13 protein-coding genes are annotated in these 16,696 nt (G+C 58.4%); 10 read left to right on the forward strand and 3 right to left on the reverse strand.

Features of this window, described 5'->3' with window-relative positions:
- Window positions 1-37: 37 nt before the first annotated feature.
- The 5 genes from KQP88_RS19385 (at window position 38) to KQP88_RS19405 (ending at window position 6,294) form a co-directional block, all read left to right on the forward strand.
- A complete protein-coding gene (locus KQP88_RS19385; RefSeq protein ID WP_216703933.1) occupies window positions 38-1,732 on the forward strand; it encodes a molecular chaperone HscC in 1,695 nt (564 codons plus the stop codon).
- Window positions 1,733-1,737: 5 nt separating this feature from the next.
- Window positions 1,738-3,342 carry a J domain-containing protein gene (locus tag KQP88_RS19390; protein WP_216703934.1) on the forward strand — a complete coding sequence of 535 codons (1,605 nt, stop codon included), beginning with the start codon at window positions 1,738-1,740 and terminating at the stop codon, window positions 3,340-3,342.
- Between the two features lie 183 nt (window positions 3,343-3,525).
- Window positions 3,526-4,854, forward strand: coding sequence for an MFS transporter (locus KQP88_RS19395; RefSeq protein WP_200992847.1), 1,329 nt, complete (start codon window positions 3,526-3,528; stop codon window positions 4,852-4,854).
- Window positions 4,855-5,209: 355 nt separating this feature from the next.
- The gene (locus KQP88_RS19400) at window positions 5,210-5,563 is read left to right on the forward strand and encodes a hypothetical protein (RefSeq protein ID WP_216703935.1); all 354 of its coding nucleotides are present in this window, start codon (window positions 5,210-5,212) and stop codon (window positions 5,561-5,563) included.
- A 107-nt stretch (window positions 5,564-5,670) separates the two neighbouring features.
- Window positions 5,671-6,294: a flavin reductase family protein gene (locus KQP88_RS19405; protein WP_025261620.1), complete on the forward strand. Its 624-nt coding sequence runs from the start codon at window positions 5,671-5,673 to the stop codon at window positions 6,292-6,294.
- Here the strand turns inward: KQP88_RS19405 and KQP88_RS19410 are convergent, their stop codons facing one another.
- Window positions 6,295-6,534, reverse strand: coding sequence for a hypothetical protein (locus KQP88_RS19410; RefSeq protein ID WP_200992850.1), 240 nt, complete (start codon window positions 6,532-6,534; stop codon window positions 6,295-6,297).
- Window positions 6,535-6,698: 164 nt separating this feature from the next.
- On the opposite strand from KQP88_RS19410, the gene KQP88_RS19415 reads away from it, so the two are divergent.
- On the forward strand, window positions 6,699-6,869 hold the full coding sequence (locus KQP88_RS19415; RefSeq protein WP_198726088.1) for a hypothetical protein: 171 nt from the start codon (window positions 6,699-6,701) through the stop codon (window positions 6,867-6,869).
- 140 nt (window positions 6,870-7,009) lie between these two features.
- Window positions 7,010-8,458, forward strand: coding sequence for an MDR family MFS transporter (locus KQP88_RS19420; protein ID WP_253950619.1), 1,449 nt, complete (start codon window positions 7,010-7,012; stop codon window positions 8,456-8,458).
- Between the two features lie 3 nt (window positions 8,459-8,461).
- Here the strand turns inward: KQP88_RS19420 and KQP88_RS19425 are convergent, their stop codons facing one another.
- Together KQP88_RS19425 and KQP88_RS19430 are read right to left on the reverse strand one after the other, a co-directional pair.
- The gene (locus KQP88_RS19425; RefSeq protein WP_200992852.1) at window positions 8,462-9,592 is read right to left on the reverse strand and encodes a DUF3396 domain-containing protein; all 1,131 of its coding nucleotides are present in this window, start codon (window positions 9,590-9,592) and stop codon (window positions 8,462-8,464) included.
- A gap of 469 nt (window positions 9,593-10,061) precedes the next feature.
- Window positions 10,062-10,694, reverse strand: a complete 633-nt coding sequence (locus KQP88_RS19430) for a TetR family transcriptional regulator (protein WP_200992853.1) — start codon at window positions 10,692-10,694, stop codon at window positions 10,062-10,064.
- Between the two features lie 237 nt (window positions 10,695-10,931).
- On the opposite strand from KQP88_RS19430, the gene KQP88_RS19435 reads away from it, so the two are divergent.
- The 3 genes from KQP88_RS19435 to KQP88_RS19445 are packed head-to-tail and all read left to right on the forward strand — an operon-like array spanning window position 10,932 to window position 16,687.
- Complete coding sequence (locus tag KQP88_RS19435; protein ID WP_216703937.1) at window positions 10,932-12,092, forward strand: efflux RND transporter periplasmic adaptor subunit; 1,161 nt, start codon at window positions 10,932-10,934, stop codon at window positions 12,090-12,092.
- A gap of 3 nt (window positions 12,093-12,095) precedes the next feature.
- Window positions 12,096-15,230: an efflux RND transporter permease subunit gene (locus tag KQP88_RS19440; RefSeq protein ID WP_200992855.1), complete on the forward strand. Its 3,135-nt coding sequence runs from the start codon at window positions 12,096-12,098 to the stop codon at window positions 15,228-15,230.
- On the forward strand, window positions 15,227-16,687 hold the full coding sequence (locus KQP88_RS19445) for an AdeC/AdeK/OprM family multidrug efflux complex outer membrane factor (RefSeq protein WP_200992856.1): 1,461 nt from the start codon (window positions 15,227-15,229) through the stop codon (window positions 16,685-16,687). Before KQP88_RS19440 ends, KQP88_RS19445 begins: the two co-directional genes overlap by 4 nt.
- The last annotated feature ends 9 nt before the right edge of the window (window positions 16,688-16,696 follow it).

Here is a 16,696-nt window from a genome sequence, read left to right on the forward strand (position 1 = left end):
GAATCCGGACAGTGAATACGCAAGGAGAAAGCATCACATGATCGTCGGTATAGATTTGGGCACGACCAACAGTCTGGTCGCCGTCTGGCGCGATGGTAAAACCCGACTGGTTGCCAACGCACTGGGCGAAATGCTGACGCCCAGCGTGGTAGGGCTGGACGACGATGATCAGATCCTGGTGGGGAAAGCCGCACGCGAGCGCCTGCAGACTCATCCCTCCAGAACCGCGGCACTGTTCAAGCGCCATATGGGCAGCGCGCAAAAGGTCAGCCTGGGAACAAACGCTTACCGGCCCGAAGAGCTGTCGGCACTGGTCCTCAAGAGCCTCAAGGCCGATGTGGAGCGGGAGTTCGGTGAAACCGTAACCGAGGCCGTGATCAGCGTGCCCGCCTACTTCAGCGATGCCCAACGCAAGGCCACTCGGGTAGCAGGCGAACTGGCAGGCCTGAAAGTCGACAAGCTGATTAACGAACCCACCGCAGCAGCGCTCGCATACGGCTTGCATCAGAAAGAAGGCGAAACCTCGTTCCTGGTGTTCGACCTGGGTGGCGGCACTTTCGATATCTCGATTCTTGAACTGTTCGACGGCGTGATGGAAGTACGCGCCAGCGCCGGTGACAACTTTCTGGGAGGCGAAGACTTCGACCTTTCGCTGGTCGATCACTTCATTGACCTGCATCGCAACGAAACCGACTTCCCGCCCAAGGCCAGCATCGCCCCGTCTTTGCGCCGCGAAGCAGAGCGCGTACGCAAGGCGCTGGGGCAGGACAGCAGTGCCGAATTCGTGCTGCGCCATGCCGACCGTGAATGGCGCAAGACCATCACTCAGGAGCAACTGAGCGAGTTGTACGCGCCGCTGCTCTCCCGCTTGCGCGCCCCCATCGAGCGAGCCCTGCGGGACGCGAAAATCCGGGTGGCCGACCTCGACGAAATTCTGCTGGTGGGCGGCACCACGCGCATGCCCCTGATCCGCAAACTCGCGGCCGGGTTGTTCGGGCGCTTTCCGTCCATCACCCTCAACCCCGATGAAGTGGTCGCCCAAGGCGCTGCCATCCAGGCGGCGCTCAAGCAAAGGGACGCGGCGCTGGAAGAGATTGTCCTGACCGACGTGTGCCCTTACACCCTGGGCATCGAAACCTCCAATCGCTTTGGCAACTCCATCGAAGGCGGTCATTACCTGCCGATCATCGAGCGCAACAGCGTGGTCCCGGTAAGTCGCGTCAAAACCGTACAGACCCTGAGCGACAACCAGAAGCATGTGCTGGTGAAGATCTATCAGGGCGAAAGCCGTCTGGTGAAAGACAACATTGCACTGGGTGAACTGGATATTCCGATCCCGCCTGCCAAGGCCGGTGAAGTCGAACTGAATGTGCGCTTCACCTACGACAACAATGGTCTGCTGGAGGCCGATGTACAGATCCCGATGACCGGCCAGAGTCACAAGCTGGTGATCGAGAACAACCCCGGCGTGATGACCCCGGAGGAAATCCAGGAACGCCTCCAGGTGTTGGCAGCGCTCAAGGTTCATCCACGCGAGCAGCAGGTCAATACGCACCTCAGCGCCCGTCTGGAACGGCTGTATCAGGAATACCTGGGCGAAGCCCGGGAAATGATCGGCTATTGGGCCAGCCAGTTTCAGCGTGTGCTGGAAACCCAGGATGATCGCCAGATCAGCGAAATGCGCAAAAGCCTCGAAAAAGAGATCGATCGTTTCGAGCGGGGCGAGAGGTAACAGGGATGAATTGCTGGAGCGTCCTTGAACTGGACAGAAATGCCGACGAGCGCAGTATCAAGCGTCAGTACGCCAAGCTGTTGAAAGTGAACCGCCCCGATGAGGACCCGGACGCCTTTCAACGATTGCGGGACGCTTACGAGCAGGCGCTGGATCAGGCTCGCAATCGCTATGAAGCGGATGAAGACGAAGACGCGTATCAGGAAATCGATACAGGCCATGAGCCGTTCGTGCCCCTGCAACTCGTCGAGGTGGCCCCGGTTTTCGAGCCGACGGTCGTCAGCCCTCCTTCGCCTGTGGAGCAGAGCTGGTACGACGTTGCCCAGAAAACCACAGCCCAAGACCTGCACACGCAACACCAGTTGGCCAGGGATCTGGGGGCGGATGCGCAGTTTCAACAGCATCTGGTGCAGCGTTGCCTGATCGACACCGACGACAACCTGCAACTGCTCAAGGCGGCTGTAGCCCGGTTGCAATGGCTGACGCCCTGGCAAAAGGTGACGCTCAGTGCCCATCAGGAGAAACGCCTGACCCAGGCGCTGCTCGATGAAACCCTGCCCCGCCTGCAAGCCCTGCTGGAAAGCCAGCAGGAGCGCCAATTCCTGGACGAGCTCAAAGCCCTTGAACAACAGCCCTGGCTGGAAAAGCTGGAACACCGTGAGCACCTGCAACGCTGGACCATGACCCTGCTGATCAATACACGGGACTGGACACCGGCCTTGTTCGAGCGGATCTGCCAGCTCTTCGACTGGGATCAGAAGCATTACAGCCCGACCGACCCTCCGTCGCTCTGGCAGCGGCTTGTCGAACGTTGTGAGCGATACGGGTATGCCAAACGCCTGGAAGAGTTGCTGACCGAGAACAGCCATCACGGCGATGCGGCGAAGCTGCTGCTCGAACCGCCGCCACTGGACACGCAACTGCGCATGGCCAGAAACAGCGACCCGGCGGTCTGGGAAGGTTGCGAGCAACTGTCCGAAGACCTGACCTATCGCTACCCCGAAGCCCTGGAGCAGTACCCGGACGCCGATCTCACGAGCTGGCGAAAGCTTTATGATCAGGTCCACTTCAACGCTTACCTGAGAGCTTATCTGTTCGGGTTCGTATTCATCCTGATAGCCGGCATCGTTCCTACGTCCCGGGCCGGGAAATTCGACCTGTTCTATACGATTTTCACTGCACTCAGCTTGCCGGTGGTGATTCTTCTGGTGTTCTACGTGTTCATGTCGTTCTGGAAGCCGGTGTCCGGCTCCTTTGCGTCTGTGGATGAGTACCTGAGTGAACGGCTGCTGCCTCGCTGGTTGAGCTGGCCGGGGCATCAGGCATTGCTGCTGCGTCATGGCATCCCGACCGTTGTAGTCGGCATCGCCTTTGCCAATAGCGGGCCGGTTGCAGTGGTCTCCTACCTCATCCTGCTGGTGGCCTGGATAGCGCTTTCTCCTTACCAGGTTTCCAGGTTTCAAAGCCATTGCGCTGAAAAGACCGGGGGATGGCAACACGTGAAGCGCTACTGCTCGGAGAACATCGGCAAGGGTGTGATGATCATCCTCGGCCTGATGTTCGCCTTTGTGCTCGCCGTGCTGATTTTCGGGCCCGGCCACCCTCGATAAACCGGCGTTTCGCTGATATCGGCAATTTTCCGCTTATCCAGAAATGCTGGATAGGCGGATTTCCGCTCATTTCATTCCCTCCTCCCCTCTGGAACGGGCCTCTCGGGCCTGGCACAACTCCTGCTATAGCTCAGGTCAGGCTGCGTGCAGCTGCCTTCTAAAAATAATGACTTAAGGAACACCATGGATAACTCCAACACTCTCTCGAAAGAGTCGGCTGGCGCACCCGCCGCTGAAAAATCCACCTCCAGCCGTCTCAAGTCGATCTTCAGCGGCTCGGTCGGCAACATGGTCGAGTGGTATGACTGGTACGTCTATGCCGCCTTCTCGTTGTACTTCGCCAAAGTCTTCTTCCCCAAGGGCGACAGCACTGCCCAACTGCTCAACACCGCCGCGATCTTTGCCGTAGGCTTTCTGATGCGTCCGATCGGTGGCTGGCTGATGGGTCTGTACGCCGACTACAAGGGGCGCAAGGCCGCCTTGATGGCTTCGGTACTGCTGATGTGCTTCGGCTCGCTGATCATTGCCCTGACACCGGGTTATGAAACCATCGGCGTCGGCGCTCCGATCCTGCTGGTCTTTGCCCGTCTGCTGCAGGGCCTGTCGGTGGGTGGCGAATACGGCACCTCGGCAACCTATCTCAGTGAAATGGCCACCAAGGAACGTCGCGGCTTCTTCTCCAGCTTCCAGTACGTCACCCTGATTTCCGGCCAGCTAATCGCCCTGGCAGTACTGATCGTGCTGCAACAGGTACTGACCACCGAAGAGCTGCACAGCTGGGGCTGGCGTATTCCGTTCGCCATCGGCGCACTGTGTGCCGTCGTTGCGCTGTTCCTGCGTCGCGGCATGGAAGAAACCGAGTCTTTTACCCGCAAACAGAAAGACGACAAGCCCAAAGAAAGCCTGATGCGCACCCTGATGCGTCATCCCAAGGAACTGATGACCGTGGTCGGCCTGACCATGGGCGGCACCCTGGCCTTCTACACCTACACCACTTACATGCAGAAGTATCTGGTGAACACGGTAGGCATGAGCATCAGCGACTCGACCACCATTTCGGCCGCGACGCTGTTCCTGTTCATGCTGCTGCAACCGGTCGTTGGCGGGCTGTCCGACAAGATCGGTCGTCGTCCGATCCTGATCGCCTTCGGCGTTCTGGGAACCCTGTGCACTGTGCCGATCCTGACCACCCTGCACACCATCCAGACCTGGTGGGGCGCGTTCTTCCTGATCATGGCCGCACTGATCATCGTCAGCGGCTATACCTCGATCAACGCCGTGGTCAAAGCCGAACTGTTCCCGACCGAAATCCGCGCCCTGGGTGTAGGCCTGCCTTACGCACTGACCGTATCGATCTTCGGCGGCACGGCTGAATACATCGCCCTGTGGTTCAAGAGCATCGGCATGGAAACCGGCTACTACTGGTATGTCACGGCCTGTATCGCATGCTCGCTGCTGGTGTATGTGTTCATGAAAGACACCCGCAAGCATTCGCGTATCGAAACCGACTGATCTCGTGTTTCATTGATGATCAAGGGCAGCCAGCGTCATGGGCTGCCCTTTTTCATGGGCAAGCGAACATGACAAGTTGTTTCAGGCTGGTGCGTTTTTCAGCCTGATTTTGTATGCAAGCCCTTAAATCTATTTATGTTTTAATTTGTCAAGAGCCTTTATTACAAAGTTTTTCAGGAAACGCACCAAAAACACCCATTTACCGCTGAAAGGCCCGAAAACCGGGCGATGCGACTTACTATCATTTTCAGCGATGGTGGGTAGCAATCCGATTAACTTCTTAATAATCACCAGCTCCGTAACATTGCCTCCATACCGGGATGACAACTCACCCGACCCAAACTGGAGACACATCATGAAAACCACCAAACTGATTTTCGGCCTCGCTTTCTCTGTTCTGGCTTCGTCTGCTTTCGCACTGCCAGCCATCAATGCCAACGATTCGCTGAACGCCCCTGTCATTGCTGAAGGTGGTTCGAACAACACCAATATCGGCCCTAATCGTCAGACTTCCGATGGTGCCGATCGCGTTGGTGCAAATCGTCTGGCCGCTGATGGTGCTGACCGCGTCGGTGCAAATCGTCTGGCTGCTGATGGTGCTGACCGCGTCGGTGCAAACCGCCTGACTTCCGATGGTGCCGACCGCGTTGGTGCAAATCGTCTGGCCGCTGATGGTGCTGACCGTGTCGGTGCAAACCGTCGGGTGTGATAGCCCCCTGTAACACCCAAGCCCGGCCAGTGCCGGGCTTTGTTGTTTTTGGGCTCGGGTCTACTATGAGCGACTCCCCCGAAATCGTGGTTATCAGGAATCAAGCCATGTCAGACGATATTCACTCCTACGAGCCAGCCAAAGGCCATGGTCTGCCGCACGATCCGTTCAACGCTATCGTAGGTCCGCGCCCGATTGGCTGGATCTCCTCTCAGGACAGCGAGGGCAGGCTGAATCTCGCGCCATACAGCTTCTTCAACGCCTTCAACTACATTCCACCGATCATTGGTTTTTGCAGTGTCGGGCGCAAAGACAGCCTCAACAATATCGAGCAGACCGGCGAGTTCGTCTGGAACCTGTCCACACGCGCCCTGGCCGAAGCCATGAACCAGAGCTGCGCGGCCGTGCCACCGGATGTGAATGAATTCGAACTGGCCGGCCTGACGCCACTGGCCTCGAAGATCGTCGCCGTGCCTCGCGTGCTGGAGACGCCGGTATCGTTTGAATGCAAGGTCACCCAGATCGTGCAACTGCAGCGTGCCGACAAGGAGCTGGTGCCCAGCTGGCTGATCCTGGGCGAAGTGGTGGCGGTGCATATCGCCAAGTGGCTGCTCAAGGATGGCGTCTACGACACCGCAGCCGCCGAACCCATCCTGCGCGGTGGCGGCCCGGCGGACTACTTCCAGCTGGGGCCGGAAGCGCTCTTCAAGATGCACCGCCCGAAGGTCTGATCAAGCACCCGCCCATACCAGCTCACCTTCGCTATCCACGTCGGTCAGCCGCTCCAGTTCCTCAGTAGCGGCCAGATCGGCGTCATGGGCGGTCTTGAATTTCTCTCCCGGCAAGACCGGATGAAAACGGGGCGCACCGCCCGCCTCCAGAGCCTTTACCGCAATCGCCGCGCTGTAACCGCCCTCACCCGGAATCACGGCGGAAACCGCCTCATATGCATTGAATGCCTTGCGTGCCATGGATAGCTGACCTGTCTGATGGATAAATCGAAGGGGCGTATTCTAATGCCGCGGTACGTTGGAACGAATTCATTCAAATCGGGTTCGCGAATAAATTCGCTCCTACGACTTCTTGTCCTACAATTTCCTCATGCCCTTTCTGTAGTGGGAATGAGGAATGCACCATGAACGTAAAAATAAAAAAATGCATGGCTGTATTGGGTGTACTCGCAGTGGTCGGTATGTACGCGGTGGGTGCTTATCGTATTGAGATGGCTCGCCAGACGCCCAAGGTTGCGGCCTGCAGCTTTGGTCATTGTGTGCCGACCTCTGCGACGCTCAGCGCGTTGCGATGACAGCCGCGCTTAAACAAAGTCAGCTATCGATTAGCAGGCTATCGGACTAGACTGGTCAAATTTCCCTCCCGGCTTTCAGGTTTACCTTGACCAGTCTTGCGCACACTACTGTAAAGATCCGCAGCATCTTATCCGCACTGATGATGGCCGTATTTCTCAGTGCTCTGGATCAGACGATCGTGGCCGTCTCGATGCCGGCGATCTCCGCTCAATTCAAGGATATCGGCCTGCTGGCCTGGGTGATCGCTGCCTATATGGTGGCGCTGACCGTTGCCGTGCCCATCTACGGCAAGCTGGGGGACTTGTATGGACGCCGCAGGCTGATGCTGTTCGGTCTTGGGCTGTTTACCCTGGCATCGCTGTTTTGCGGGTTCGCCCAAAGCATGGAACAACTGGTGCTGGCACGGGTGCTTCAAGGGATAGGCGCTGGCGGCATGGTATCGGTCAGCCAGGCCATTGTCGCCGACATCGTCCCGCCTCGCGAACGGGGACGTTATCAGGGTTATTTCAGCAGCATGTATGCCGTGGCCAGCGTGGCCGGGCCGGTATTGGGCGGGCTGATGACCGAATACCTGTCCTGGCGGTGGGTATTTCTGATCAACCTTCCTCTGGGCCTGCTGGCACTGGTCGTGGCTTATCGCTCCCTGAATGGCCTGCCCGTGCCGCAACGCAAACCGGTCATCGATTACCTGGGGACAGTGCTGATGATCATCGGCCTGACCAGCCTGTTGCTGGGCATCACCGAAATCGGTCAGGGCCACGGCCTGGGCAATCCCCGGATTCTGATCATGCTGGGTATCGCCCTGTTCACGCTGTCACTGTTTGCCTGGTACGAACGCAAGGTGCAGGAACCGCTGCTGCCCATGCACCTGTTTGCCAATCGCAGCGCCGTGTTGTGCTGGAGCGCCGTGTTCTTTACCAGCTTCCAGGCCATCTCGCTGATCGTGCTGATGCCGATGCGTTACCAGACCGTGACCGGCGGCGGTGCCGACAGTGCAGCCCTGCACCTGCTGCCATTGGCGATGGGGATTCCCATCGGCGCCTATTGCGCAGGTCGAAGGACCGCCGTGACCGGCCAGTACAAGCCCCTGATCCTGGCCGGCGCAGTACTCATGCCCATCGCCATTCTGGGAATGGCGTTCACTCCCGCGCACTCGATCCTGCTCACCAGTCTGTTCATGGTCCTGACCGGCATTGCCAGTGGCATGCAGTTCCCCACTTCGCTGGTGGGTAGCCAAAGCGCAGTGGCAATCAAGGATATTGGCGTGGCGACCAGCACTTCCAATCTGTTCCGCTCACTGGGCGGCGCAGTGGGTGTCGCGATGATGTCGGCACTGCTGCTGGCCATGCTGCAAGACACGGGGATCGGCCAGCTCGAACCCGGTTCGCTGGGTGGCGAAGGCGGTACTGGCAATGCCTTGATCGACAGCCTCAATACCACCAGCGGCCCGGCCCTCGAAGCCTTGCGTGCAGAACTGGCGGTGACTTTCCGTCACTTGCTGATGATCAGCGCGGCGGTTTCGCTGCTGGGTCTGGTGACAGCACTGATCATGCCCAACCAGATGCTGCGCGGCGCAGAACGGAAATAAGGCTCAGTCGTCCTGCTGCGCCCAGAACCACTGGGTTCGGCTGGCCTTGATATGGGCAAATGCAGGCATGATTTCACCCTGAGTGAAAAAGCGTCGGGAACGCACCTTGGCATTGCTGAACCAGTAGCCGGATCTGGGGCAGGCATCGCCTGCATTGACCGGCGGAACAGGCTTCTCGTCGAAGCGGGCGTACCACTGCGCAGTGGTTTCCTTGGTAAACCCCACGCCCGGAACCAGATAAGGGTGAAGACAGCCGGTGTCCTGCAGGCGGATCGGCTTGATGACCTTGTTGACCTCCTTGTACACATCGGGAGCCACTCCCCGGCTGCCCAATTGCGGCACAGCGCCTGCACGAATCATCAAGCCGTTGCTGTAGGTATGGAAAACGATATCGCTGCAGCCACTCAACCTGCCACGCACTGTATCGCTACCGCCCAGCCGCTTGACGAATGACTCGCCCAATACGGTGTACCAGCCGACGCCCTTGATGTGTTCGAGCAGACGCAGGCTTTCTATATGCGGGCCAGGATCGACCATCAATCCGGGGTACTCCTGGGCAAACTGATACTCCAGCGGCAGGTAATGATGGCCGTCCCCTGGCAGCACACAGGCCAGACTGCCAAACCCGTGCTCGGCCTGGACCTCACTGCACAGGTACCTGATCCAGTCCTCATAACGCTTCAAGCCATCAGGCTCGGCCAGGTATGACCAGGGCAAAACCATTTTCAGACAGGAACGATCATTGTCGGCCTGCCCTTGGGAGGTATTCATCACAAACAGGCTGTAGGTGGCGACTTCGGCCTGGGTAGCGCTGGCGATGGACCACACGAACTGCACATCCGGCGAGCTTTGCAGAACCTGACGTCTGCAAGAAGCAAACCCCGAGGCGGTAAGACGCCGCATCCGGTTGTAGAGCTGCCATTTGAGCATCGGTTTGAAGGCGTTGTAGAAGCGCGAGAAACAGGCCTCGACGCGACGCTTGGCTTCCTGGGTATGACCCTGTTTGAAATACAGCGTAGTGACCAGACCAAGACGGACAACCGGAACGCCTTCGGAACAATCCACCGCCAGATGTTCAGATTGGGCACCAAGCCGGGCCAATAACCTCACAGGGTCAGATACGGTTTCTGACATGACCGGTCCTCCCGATGATCCTTCGGATCAGGGTGGCGTCCATGCCGTACATGCAAGGCTCTGCCGTGACCCGAGCGGCTGCTCTCCTGCCACAGCCAGAACGGGCTATTTCGATAGTGGTGAAGTTGCTGTCGACTTCAGAGCATATGGGCGCAAGATTCAATAAAAACATGCAACCTCCCTCCCGTTTGTTTGTTAAGGGACGAAGATTGAAGGGAGTTTGAGAGCGGAGCAATACACGGAAATCAGTTTGGGAAATCAGCTACATTCTTCAAGAAATGTCCTACTCGGCTCCTACAAGGCGATTGTCATCCCGAAGCATCTATATAGCGCTGGCAAGGCTTTGCCGATACCGCAAAGGTAAACGATAGGTAAACACCCTATCCAAAGCGTGAAGGATTGGCGTTAGATACTGGCCTGTACGTGCAGGTCAGGACTATATTGACCTGCCGCTTGGCCAGGCTCGCACTCAGGCCCGCAAGGCAGGGCTGTACTGCAACATATCCATGCAACTGTCGACGAGTTGCTCGGCACTCCCGGACAGCGAAAAGCTTTCGGGCACCAGCAGCCATTGATACATGACGCCATTGATATAGGAAAACAGGCTGACCGCAGCGCGTGTAACGTCCAGTGACGCAGGCAATTGCCCACGGCGAACGGCATTACTCAACGCGATGCGGATACGTTCATGACACAGAATGGTGTTGGCTTGACGCTGACGCCGAAAATCACACATTTCATCCGTGAACTCGCACTTATGAAAAAGGATTTCGTTGATGCGCCGGGTTTTCGGATCGACTGCAATGTCATGAAACAAACGAATCAGCAGTTTTCTCATACAGCCCAGAGGATCCACTTCGTTCTCATCCTCGCTGGCCTGGGCCATGTCCTCGAGCGGTTCTTTCAGGCTGTCGAGCATCGCCTGCACCAGTTCAGCCTTGTTGGTGAAGTGCCAATAGATAGCTCCGCGCGTCACGCCAGCAAGCGTCGCGATATCGGCGAGCGTCGTGCGGGCAACGCCCCGCTCGTAGAAGGCTTGTTCGGCAGCCTGCAGAATCTGGCTGCGAGTAACCTGGGCTTCCTCTTTGGTGCGGCGGACCATGGCAATAAACCTCAAAAAATTCTTCAGGGTCGTTTATCAAGACCTGAAAACGGGCCCGGGCGGCATTTGTCTGGCCTTGTCCCGAGCTTGCAATCACCGGCATCTGAGCAGGTAAGAAGATGTTTACAAACAACCGTGAATGTAAGTATATTCCTTAGCATGCTACTTATCTAGCCGAAATATTTTTTTACATTTCCAACTCCCTTGCGTAAACAGGCTCCTGCCCCGAGGATCTTCATGCAATTCAAGCCAGCTGTTACCGTTCTGGTCACTGCCGTCGCCCTGGCAACACTGCTCAGTGGCTGTAGTAAGAAGGAAGAGGCGGCACCGCCGGCTCAGATCCCTCAGGTCGGTGTCGTAACCCTCAAAGCCCAGCCTTATGCACTGACCACAGAGCTTCCTGGCCGGACCACCGCCTTCCGTGTGGCCGAAGTACGCCCACAGGTCAACGGCATCATTCTCAAGCGCCTGTTCACTGAAGGTGGCGATGTAAAAGCCGGCCAACAGCTGTACCAGATCGACCCGTCACTCTATGAAGCAACCGCCACCAGCGCCCATGCCACTTTGCAGTCGGCCAGATCCCTGGCGGATCGCTACAAGCAACTGGTGAACGAGCAAGCGGTGAGCCGTCAGGAATACGACACGGCCGTGGCCTCCAGCCAGGAAGCCCAGGCTGCTCTGCAGACCGCCCAGATCAACCTGCGCTACACCAAGGTGCTGGCGCCGATCTCCGGTCGCATCGGTCGCTCCGCAGTGACCGAAGGCGCGCTGGTCAGCAGTGCCCAGACAGAAGCCATGGCTACCATCCAGCAACTCGACCCGATCTACGTCGACGTGGTGCAGTCCTCGGCCAACATGCTCAAGCTGCGCTCCGACCTCGAAAGCGGCAAATTGCAGAAGGCAGGCGACAACGCCGCCAAGGTCAAGCTGACTCTGGAAGACTCCAGTGTCTATCCGCTGGAAGGGAAACTGGAATTCTCTGAAGTCTCGGTTGATCAGGGCACAGGTTCCGTAACCCTGCGCGCTGTCTTCCCGAACCCGGAGCATCGTCTGCTGCCAGGCATGTTCGTTCACGCCCAGTTGCAGGCCGGTGTCAGCGCCCAGGCCATTCTCGCGCCGCAACAAGGTGTGACCCGCGACCAGAAAGGCACGCCAACGGCCCTGATCGTCAACAAGGACAACAAGGTTGAACTGCGTACCCTGGTTGCCAAACGTACCGTGGGCAGCGAATGGCTGATCGAAGAAGGCCTGAACGCCGGCGACCGTGTCATCACCGAAGGCCTGCAGTACGTCAAGCCGGGCGCTGAAGTGAAAGTTGCAGAAGCGACCAACGTCAAAGGAGCAAACCCGGCGCCTGCCCCGGCCACTGAAAAAGCCGCAGGCAGCAAAGGGGAGTAACCCATGTCGAAATTCTTTATCGATCGCCCGATTTTCGCCTGGGTAATCGCTCTGGTGATCATGCTGATCGGCACCCTGTCGATCCTCAGCCTGCCGATCAACCAGTACCCAAGCATCGCGCCGCCAGCCATCGCGATCCAGGTAACCTACCCGGGTGCCTCTGCACAGACCGTGCAGGACACTGTGGTGCAGGTCATCGAGCAACAGCTCAACGGTATCGACAACCTGCGTTATGTCAGCTCGGAAAGTAACTCCGACGGCAGCATGACCATCACTGCGACGTTCAACCAGGGTACCAACCCGGATACAGCGCAGGTCCAGGTCCAGAACAAACTGAACCTGGCCACACCGCTGTTACCTCAGGAAGTGCAGCAGCAGGGTATTCGTGTCACCAAGGCAGTGAAAAACTTCCTGATGGTGATCGGTCTGGTGTCCGAAGATGGCAGCATGGGCAAGGAAGACCTGGCCAACTACATCGTGTCGAACATGCAGGACCCGATCTCCCGGACCTCCGGTGTGGGTGACTTCCAAGTGTTCGGTGCCCAGTACGCCATGCGTATCTGGCTCGATCCGGCCAAACTGAACAACTTCCAGCTCACGCCGGTTGATGTCAGCAACGCAATCACCGCCCAGAACGTTCAGGTGTCTTCCGGTCAACTGGGCGGCCTGCCCGCCATTGGCGGCCAGCAACTGAACGCCACCATCATCGGCAAGACCCGCCTGCAGACCGCCGAGCAGTTCGGCAATATTCTGCTGAAGGTCAACAGCGACGGTTCCCAGGTACGGGTCAAGGATGTCGGCACCGTAGGTCTGGGCGCGGAGAACTACAGCGTCGACTCCCAGTACAACGGCAAACCGGCTTCCGGTCTGGCGATCAAACTGGCTCCAGGTGCCAACGCCCTGGATACTGCCAAGGCAATCCGCTCGACGATTTCCTCGCTTGAGCCGTTCTTCCCGCCAGGCATGAAAGTCGTTTACCCGTATGACACCACTCCAGTGGTCAGCGAGTCGATTTCCGGGGTTGTTCACACTCTGGGCGAAGCGATTGTCCTGGTGTTCCTGGTGATGTACCTGTTCCTGCAGAACTTCCGCGCCACGGTCATCACCACACTGACCGTCCCGGTGGTATTGCTGGGTACTTTCGGCATCCTGGCGGCCTTCGGCTTCACCATCAACACCCTGACCATGTTCGGCATGATCCTGGCCATCGGCCTGTTGGTGGACGACGCCATTGTCGTGGTGGAAAACGTCGAACGGGTCATGGCAGAAGAAAAACTGTCGCCAAGGCAAGCCACCATCAAGTCCATGGAGCAGATCCAGGGCGCATTGGTGGGTATTGCACTGGTTCTGTCGGCGGTTCTGCTGCCAATGGCGTTCTTCGGTGGCTCCACCGGGGTGATCTACAAACAGTTCTCGATCACCATCGTTTCGGCGATGGCGCTCTCGGTGGTGGTAGCCCTGATCTTCACCCCTGCCCTTTGCGCCACGATGCTCAAGCCTATCGACCACGAGAAGCATGGCCAACCCAAGCGTGGCTTCTTCGGCTGGTTCAACCGCAACTTCGACCGCAGCGTCGTGAGCTACGAGCGCGGTGTGGGCAATATGCTCAAGCATAAAGCCCCCGCCTACCTGGGCTATATCCTGATCTGCGCAGGCATGATCTGGATGTTCACCCGCATTCCGGCCGCGTTCCTGCCTGAAGAAGACCAGGGCGTCATCTTCGCCCAGATCCAGACGCCTGCCGGTTCGTCGTCGGAGCGTACGCAGCAAGTCATCGACAAGATGCGCGACTACCTGCTGACCAAGGAAAGCGGGGCCGTCAGGTCGGTGTTCTCGGTCAACGGTTTCAACTTCGCCGGTCGCGGCCAGAGCTCGGCCATCGCCTTCGTGATGCTCAAGCCATGGGATGAGCGTTCGGCTGAAAACAGCGTCTTCGAACTGGCCAAGCGTGCCCAGGCACACTTCTTCAGCTTCCGCGATGCGATGGTGTTCGCCGTAGTACCTCCGTCGGTTCTGGAGCTGGGTAACGCCACCGGTTTCGACGTTTACCTGCAGGATCAGGGTGGCGTAGGCCATGAAAAACTCATGGAAGCCCGCAACCAGTTCCTGGGCATGGCGTCCCAGAGCAAGGTGCTCGCAGGCGTACGCCCCAACGGCCTGAACGATGAACCGCAATACCAGTTGCTGATCGACGACGAACGCGCCAGTGCCCTCGGCATTACGCTGTCGGACATCAACAACACCCTGTCCATCGCTCTGGGTGGTCGCTACGTCAACGACTTCATCGACCGTGGTCGTGTGAAGAAGGTGTACCTGCAAGGCGACTCGGGCGCCCGCATGACACCGGAAGACCTGAACAAATGGTATGTGCGCAACAGCGCTGGCGAGATGGTGCCGTTCTCGGCATTCGCCAGCGGCAAGTGGGTCTACGGTTCGCCTAAATTGTCGCGCTACAACGGCGTGGCGGCAGAGGAAGTCCTCGGTACACCGGCTCCGGGCTACAGTACCGGCGAGGCCATGGCCGAAGTAGAAGCACTGGCGAAGAAACTGCCACCAGGCATCGGCATCTCCTGGACAGGTCTGTCCTACGAGGAACGTCTGTCCGGGTCGCAGGCACCTGCGCTGTATGCTCTTTCCCTGCTGGTGGTCTTCCTCTGTCTGGCAGCCCTGTATGAAAGCTGGTCGATCCCGATCGCGGTCATGCTAGTGGTTCCACTGGGCGTCATCGGTGCGTTGATCGCAACCAGCATGCGCGGCCTGTCGAACGACGTGTTCTTCCAGGTAGGTTTGCTGGTGACCGTCGGTCTGGCGGCGAAAAACGCCATCCTCATCGTGGAGTTCGCCAAGGAACTCCACGAGCAGGGGAAAACCCTGACTGACGCTGCAATTGAGGCTTGCCGGATGCGCCTGCGTCCGATCATCATGACCTCCATGGCCTTCATCCTGGGTGTTGTCCCACTGACAATCTCCACGGGCGCAGGCTCGGGCAGCCAACACTCGATTGGTACAGGCGTCATTGGCGGTATGATCACCGCTGTCGTCCTGGCCATCTTCTGGGTGCCACTGTTTTTCGTATCGATATCGGCGCTCTTCAAGAGCAAGCAGAAACCTATCTCTCACGATGAGGCTGGCCAATGAGCAAGTCCCTGATTTCTCTGGCAGTTACCGCATTCATTCTCAGCGGCTGCTCCCTGATTCCCGAGTACAAGCAGCCGGAATCACCGGTTGCAGCGCAGTACCCGCAAGGTCCTGCCTACCTGCCGGCCGAAAACGCCGAAAGAGCTGCCGCCGAGCAGGGCTGGCGTCAGTTCTTCCGTGACCCGGCACTGCAACAGCTGATCCAGACGGCACTGGTCAACAACCGTGACCTGCGGGTCGCGGCACTGAACATCGACGCTTACCGTGCGCAATACCGCATCCAGCGCTCCGACCTGTTCCCGGCCGTATCGGCCAATGCCACGGGCTCACGCCAGCGTGTGCCAGCCGACATGTCCACCAGTGGTCAGGCCGGCATCACCAGCTCCTACTCGGCCAACCTGGGTATCAGCTCCTATGAGCTGGACCTGTTCGGTCGTGTGCGCAGCCTCAGCGATCAGGCCTTGCAGACTTACTTCGCCAGTGAAGAAGCGCGCCGCAGCACCCAGATCAGCCTGGTGGCCAACGTCGCCAACGCTTACCTGACCTGGCAGGCCGACAAGGAACTGCTCAAGCTGACGCAGGAAACCCTCAAGACCTACGAGGAAAGCTATCGCCTGACTTCGCGCAGCAATGAAGTGGGTGTCGCTTCGGCACTGGACCTGAGCCAGTCGCGTACCTCGGTTGAAAGTGCCAAGGCCAGACTGGCCCAGTACCAACGACTGGTTGCACAGGATCAGAACAACCTGACCCTGCTGTTGGGCTCTGCCCTGCCTGACAACCTTCCAGAAGCGCAGCCACTGTCTGCCGACCTGCTGACCGAAATGCCGGTTGGTCTGCCGTCCGACCTGCTGCAACGCCGCCCGGATATCCTGCAGGCCGAACATAACCTGATGGCAGCCAATGCCAACATCGGAGCAGCACGCGCCGCGTTCTTCCCGAGCATCACACTGACGGCCAATGCCGGTACGGCCAGCCCTGACCTGTCGGGTCTGTTCAAGGGCGGTTCGGGGACCTGGCTGTTCCAGCCAAGCATCAACCTGCCGATCTTCAACGCCGGTAACCTGCGTGCCAGCCTGGATTACTCCAAGATCCAGAAGGAAATCAACGTCGCCAACTACGAGAAGGCGATTCAGACCGCGTTCCAGGAAGTCTCCGACGGCCTGGCCTCGCGCAAGACCTATAACGAGCAGCTCCAGGCCCAGCGTGATTTCGTCACGGCCAACCAGGACTACTACCGTCTTGCCGAGCGTCGCTATCGCATCGGGATCGACAGCAACCTGACGTTCCTCGACGCACAGCGCTCGCTGTTCAGCGCGCAACAGACGCTGATCACTGATCGCCTGTCCCAGCTCACCAGCGAGGTCAACCTGTACAAGGCCCTCGGTGGCGGCTGGTACGAGCAGACCAGCAGTGCGCAACCGATTGCCAAAGAGAAACCGTCAGTCCAGTTGTTCTGATCGGCCTTC

Source organism: Pseudomonas lijiangensis (genome assembly GCF_018968705.1).
In the GTDB taxonomy this organism is placed as follows: domain Bacteria; phylum Pseudomonadota; class Gammaproteobacteria; order Pseudomonadales; family Pseudomonadaceae; genus Aquipseudomonas; species Aquipseudomonas lijiangensis.

Excerpts from the sequence above, each read along its gene's own strand:
- KQP88_RS19385 (WP_216703933.1), top strand. The coding sequence starts at position 38 with ATGATCGTCGGTATAGATTTGGGCACGACCAACAGTCTGGTCGCCGTC.
- KQP88_RS19390 (WP_216703934.1), top strand. The coding sequence starts at position 1,738 with ATGAATTGCTGGAGCGTCCTTGAACTGGACAGAAATGCCGACGAGCGC.
- KQP88_RS19395 (WP_200992847.1), top strand. The coding sequence starts at position 3,526 with ATGGATAACTCCAACACTCTCTCGAAAGAGTCGGCTGGCGCACCCGCC.
- KQP88_RS19400 (WP_216703935.1), top strand. The coding sequence starts at position 5,210 with ATGAAAACCACCAAACTGATTTTCGGCCTCGCTTTCTCTGTTCTGGCT.
- KQP88_RS19405 (WP_025261620.1), top strand. The coding sequence starts at position 5,671 with ATGTCAGACGATATTCACTCCTACGAGCCAGCCAAAGGCCATGGTCTG.
- KQP88_RS19410 (WP_200992850.1), bottom strand. The coding sequence starts at position 6,534 with ATGGCACGCAAGGCATTCAATGCATATGAGGCGGTTTCCGCCGTGATT.
- KQP88_RS19415 (WP_198726088.1), top strand. The coding sequence starts at position 6,699 with ATGAACGTAAAAATAAAAAAATGCATGGCTGTATTGGGTGTACTCGCA.
- KQP88_RS19420 (WP_253950619.1), top strand. The coding sequence starts at position 7,010 with ATGATGGCCGTATTTCTCAGTGCTCTGGATCAGACGATCGTGGCCGTC.
- KQP88_RS19425 (WP_200992852.1), bottom strand. The coding sequence starts at position 9,592 with ATGTCAGAAACCGTATCTGACCCTGTGAGGTTATTGGCCCGGCTTGGT.
- KQP88_RS19430 (WP_200992853.1), bottom strand. The coding sequence starts at position 10,694 with ATGGTCCGCCGCACCAAAGAGGAAGCCCAGGTTACTCGCAGCCAGATT.
- KQP88_RS19435 (WP_216703937.1), top strand. The coding sequence starts at position 10,932 with ATGCAATTCAAGCCAGCTGTTACCGTTCTGGTCACTGCCGTCGCCCTG.
- KQP88_RS19440 (WP_200992855.1), top strand. The coding sequence starts at position 12,096 with ATGTCGAAATTCTTTATCGATCGCCCGATTTTCGCCTGGGTAATCGCT.
- KQP88_RS19445 (WP_200992856.1), top strand. The coding sequence starts at position 15,227 with ATGAGCAAGTCCCTGATTTCTCTGGCAGTTACCGCATTCATTCTCAGC.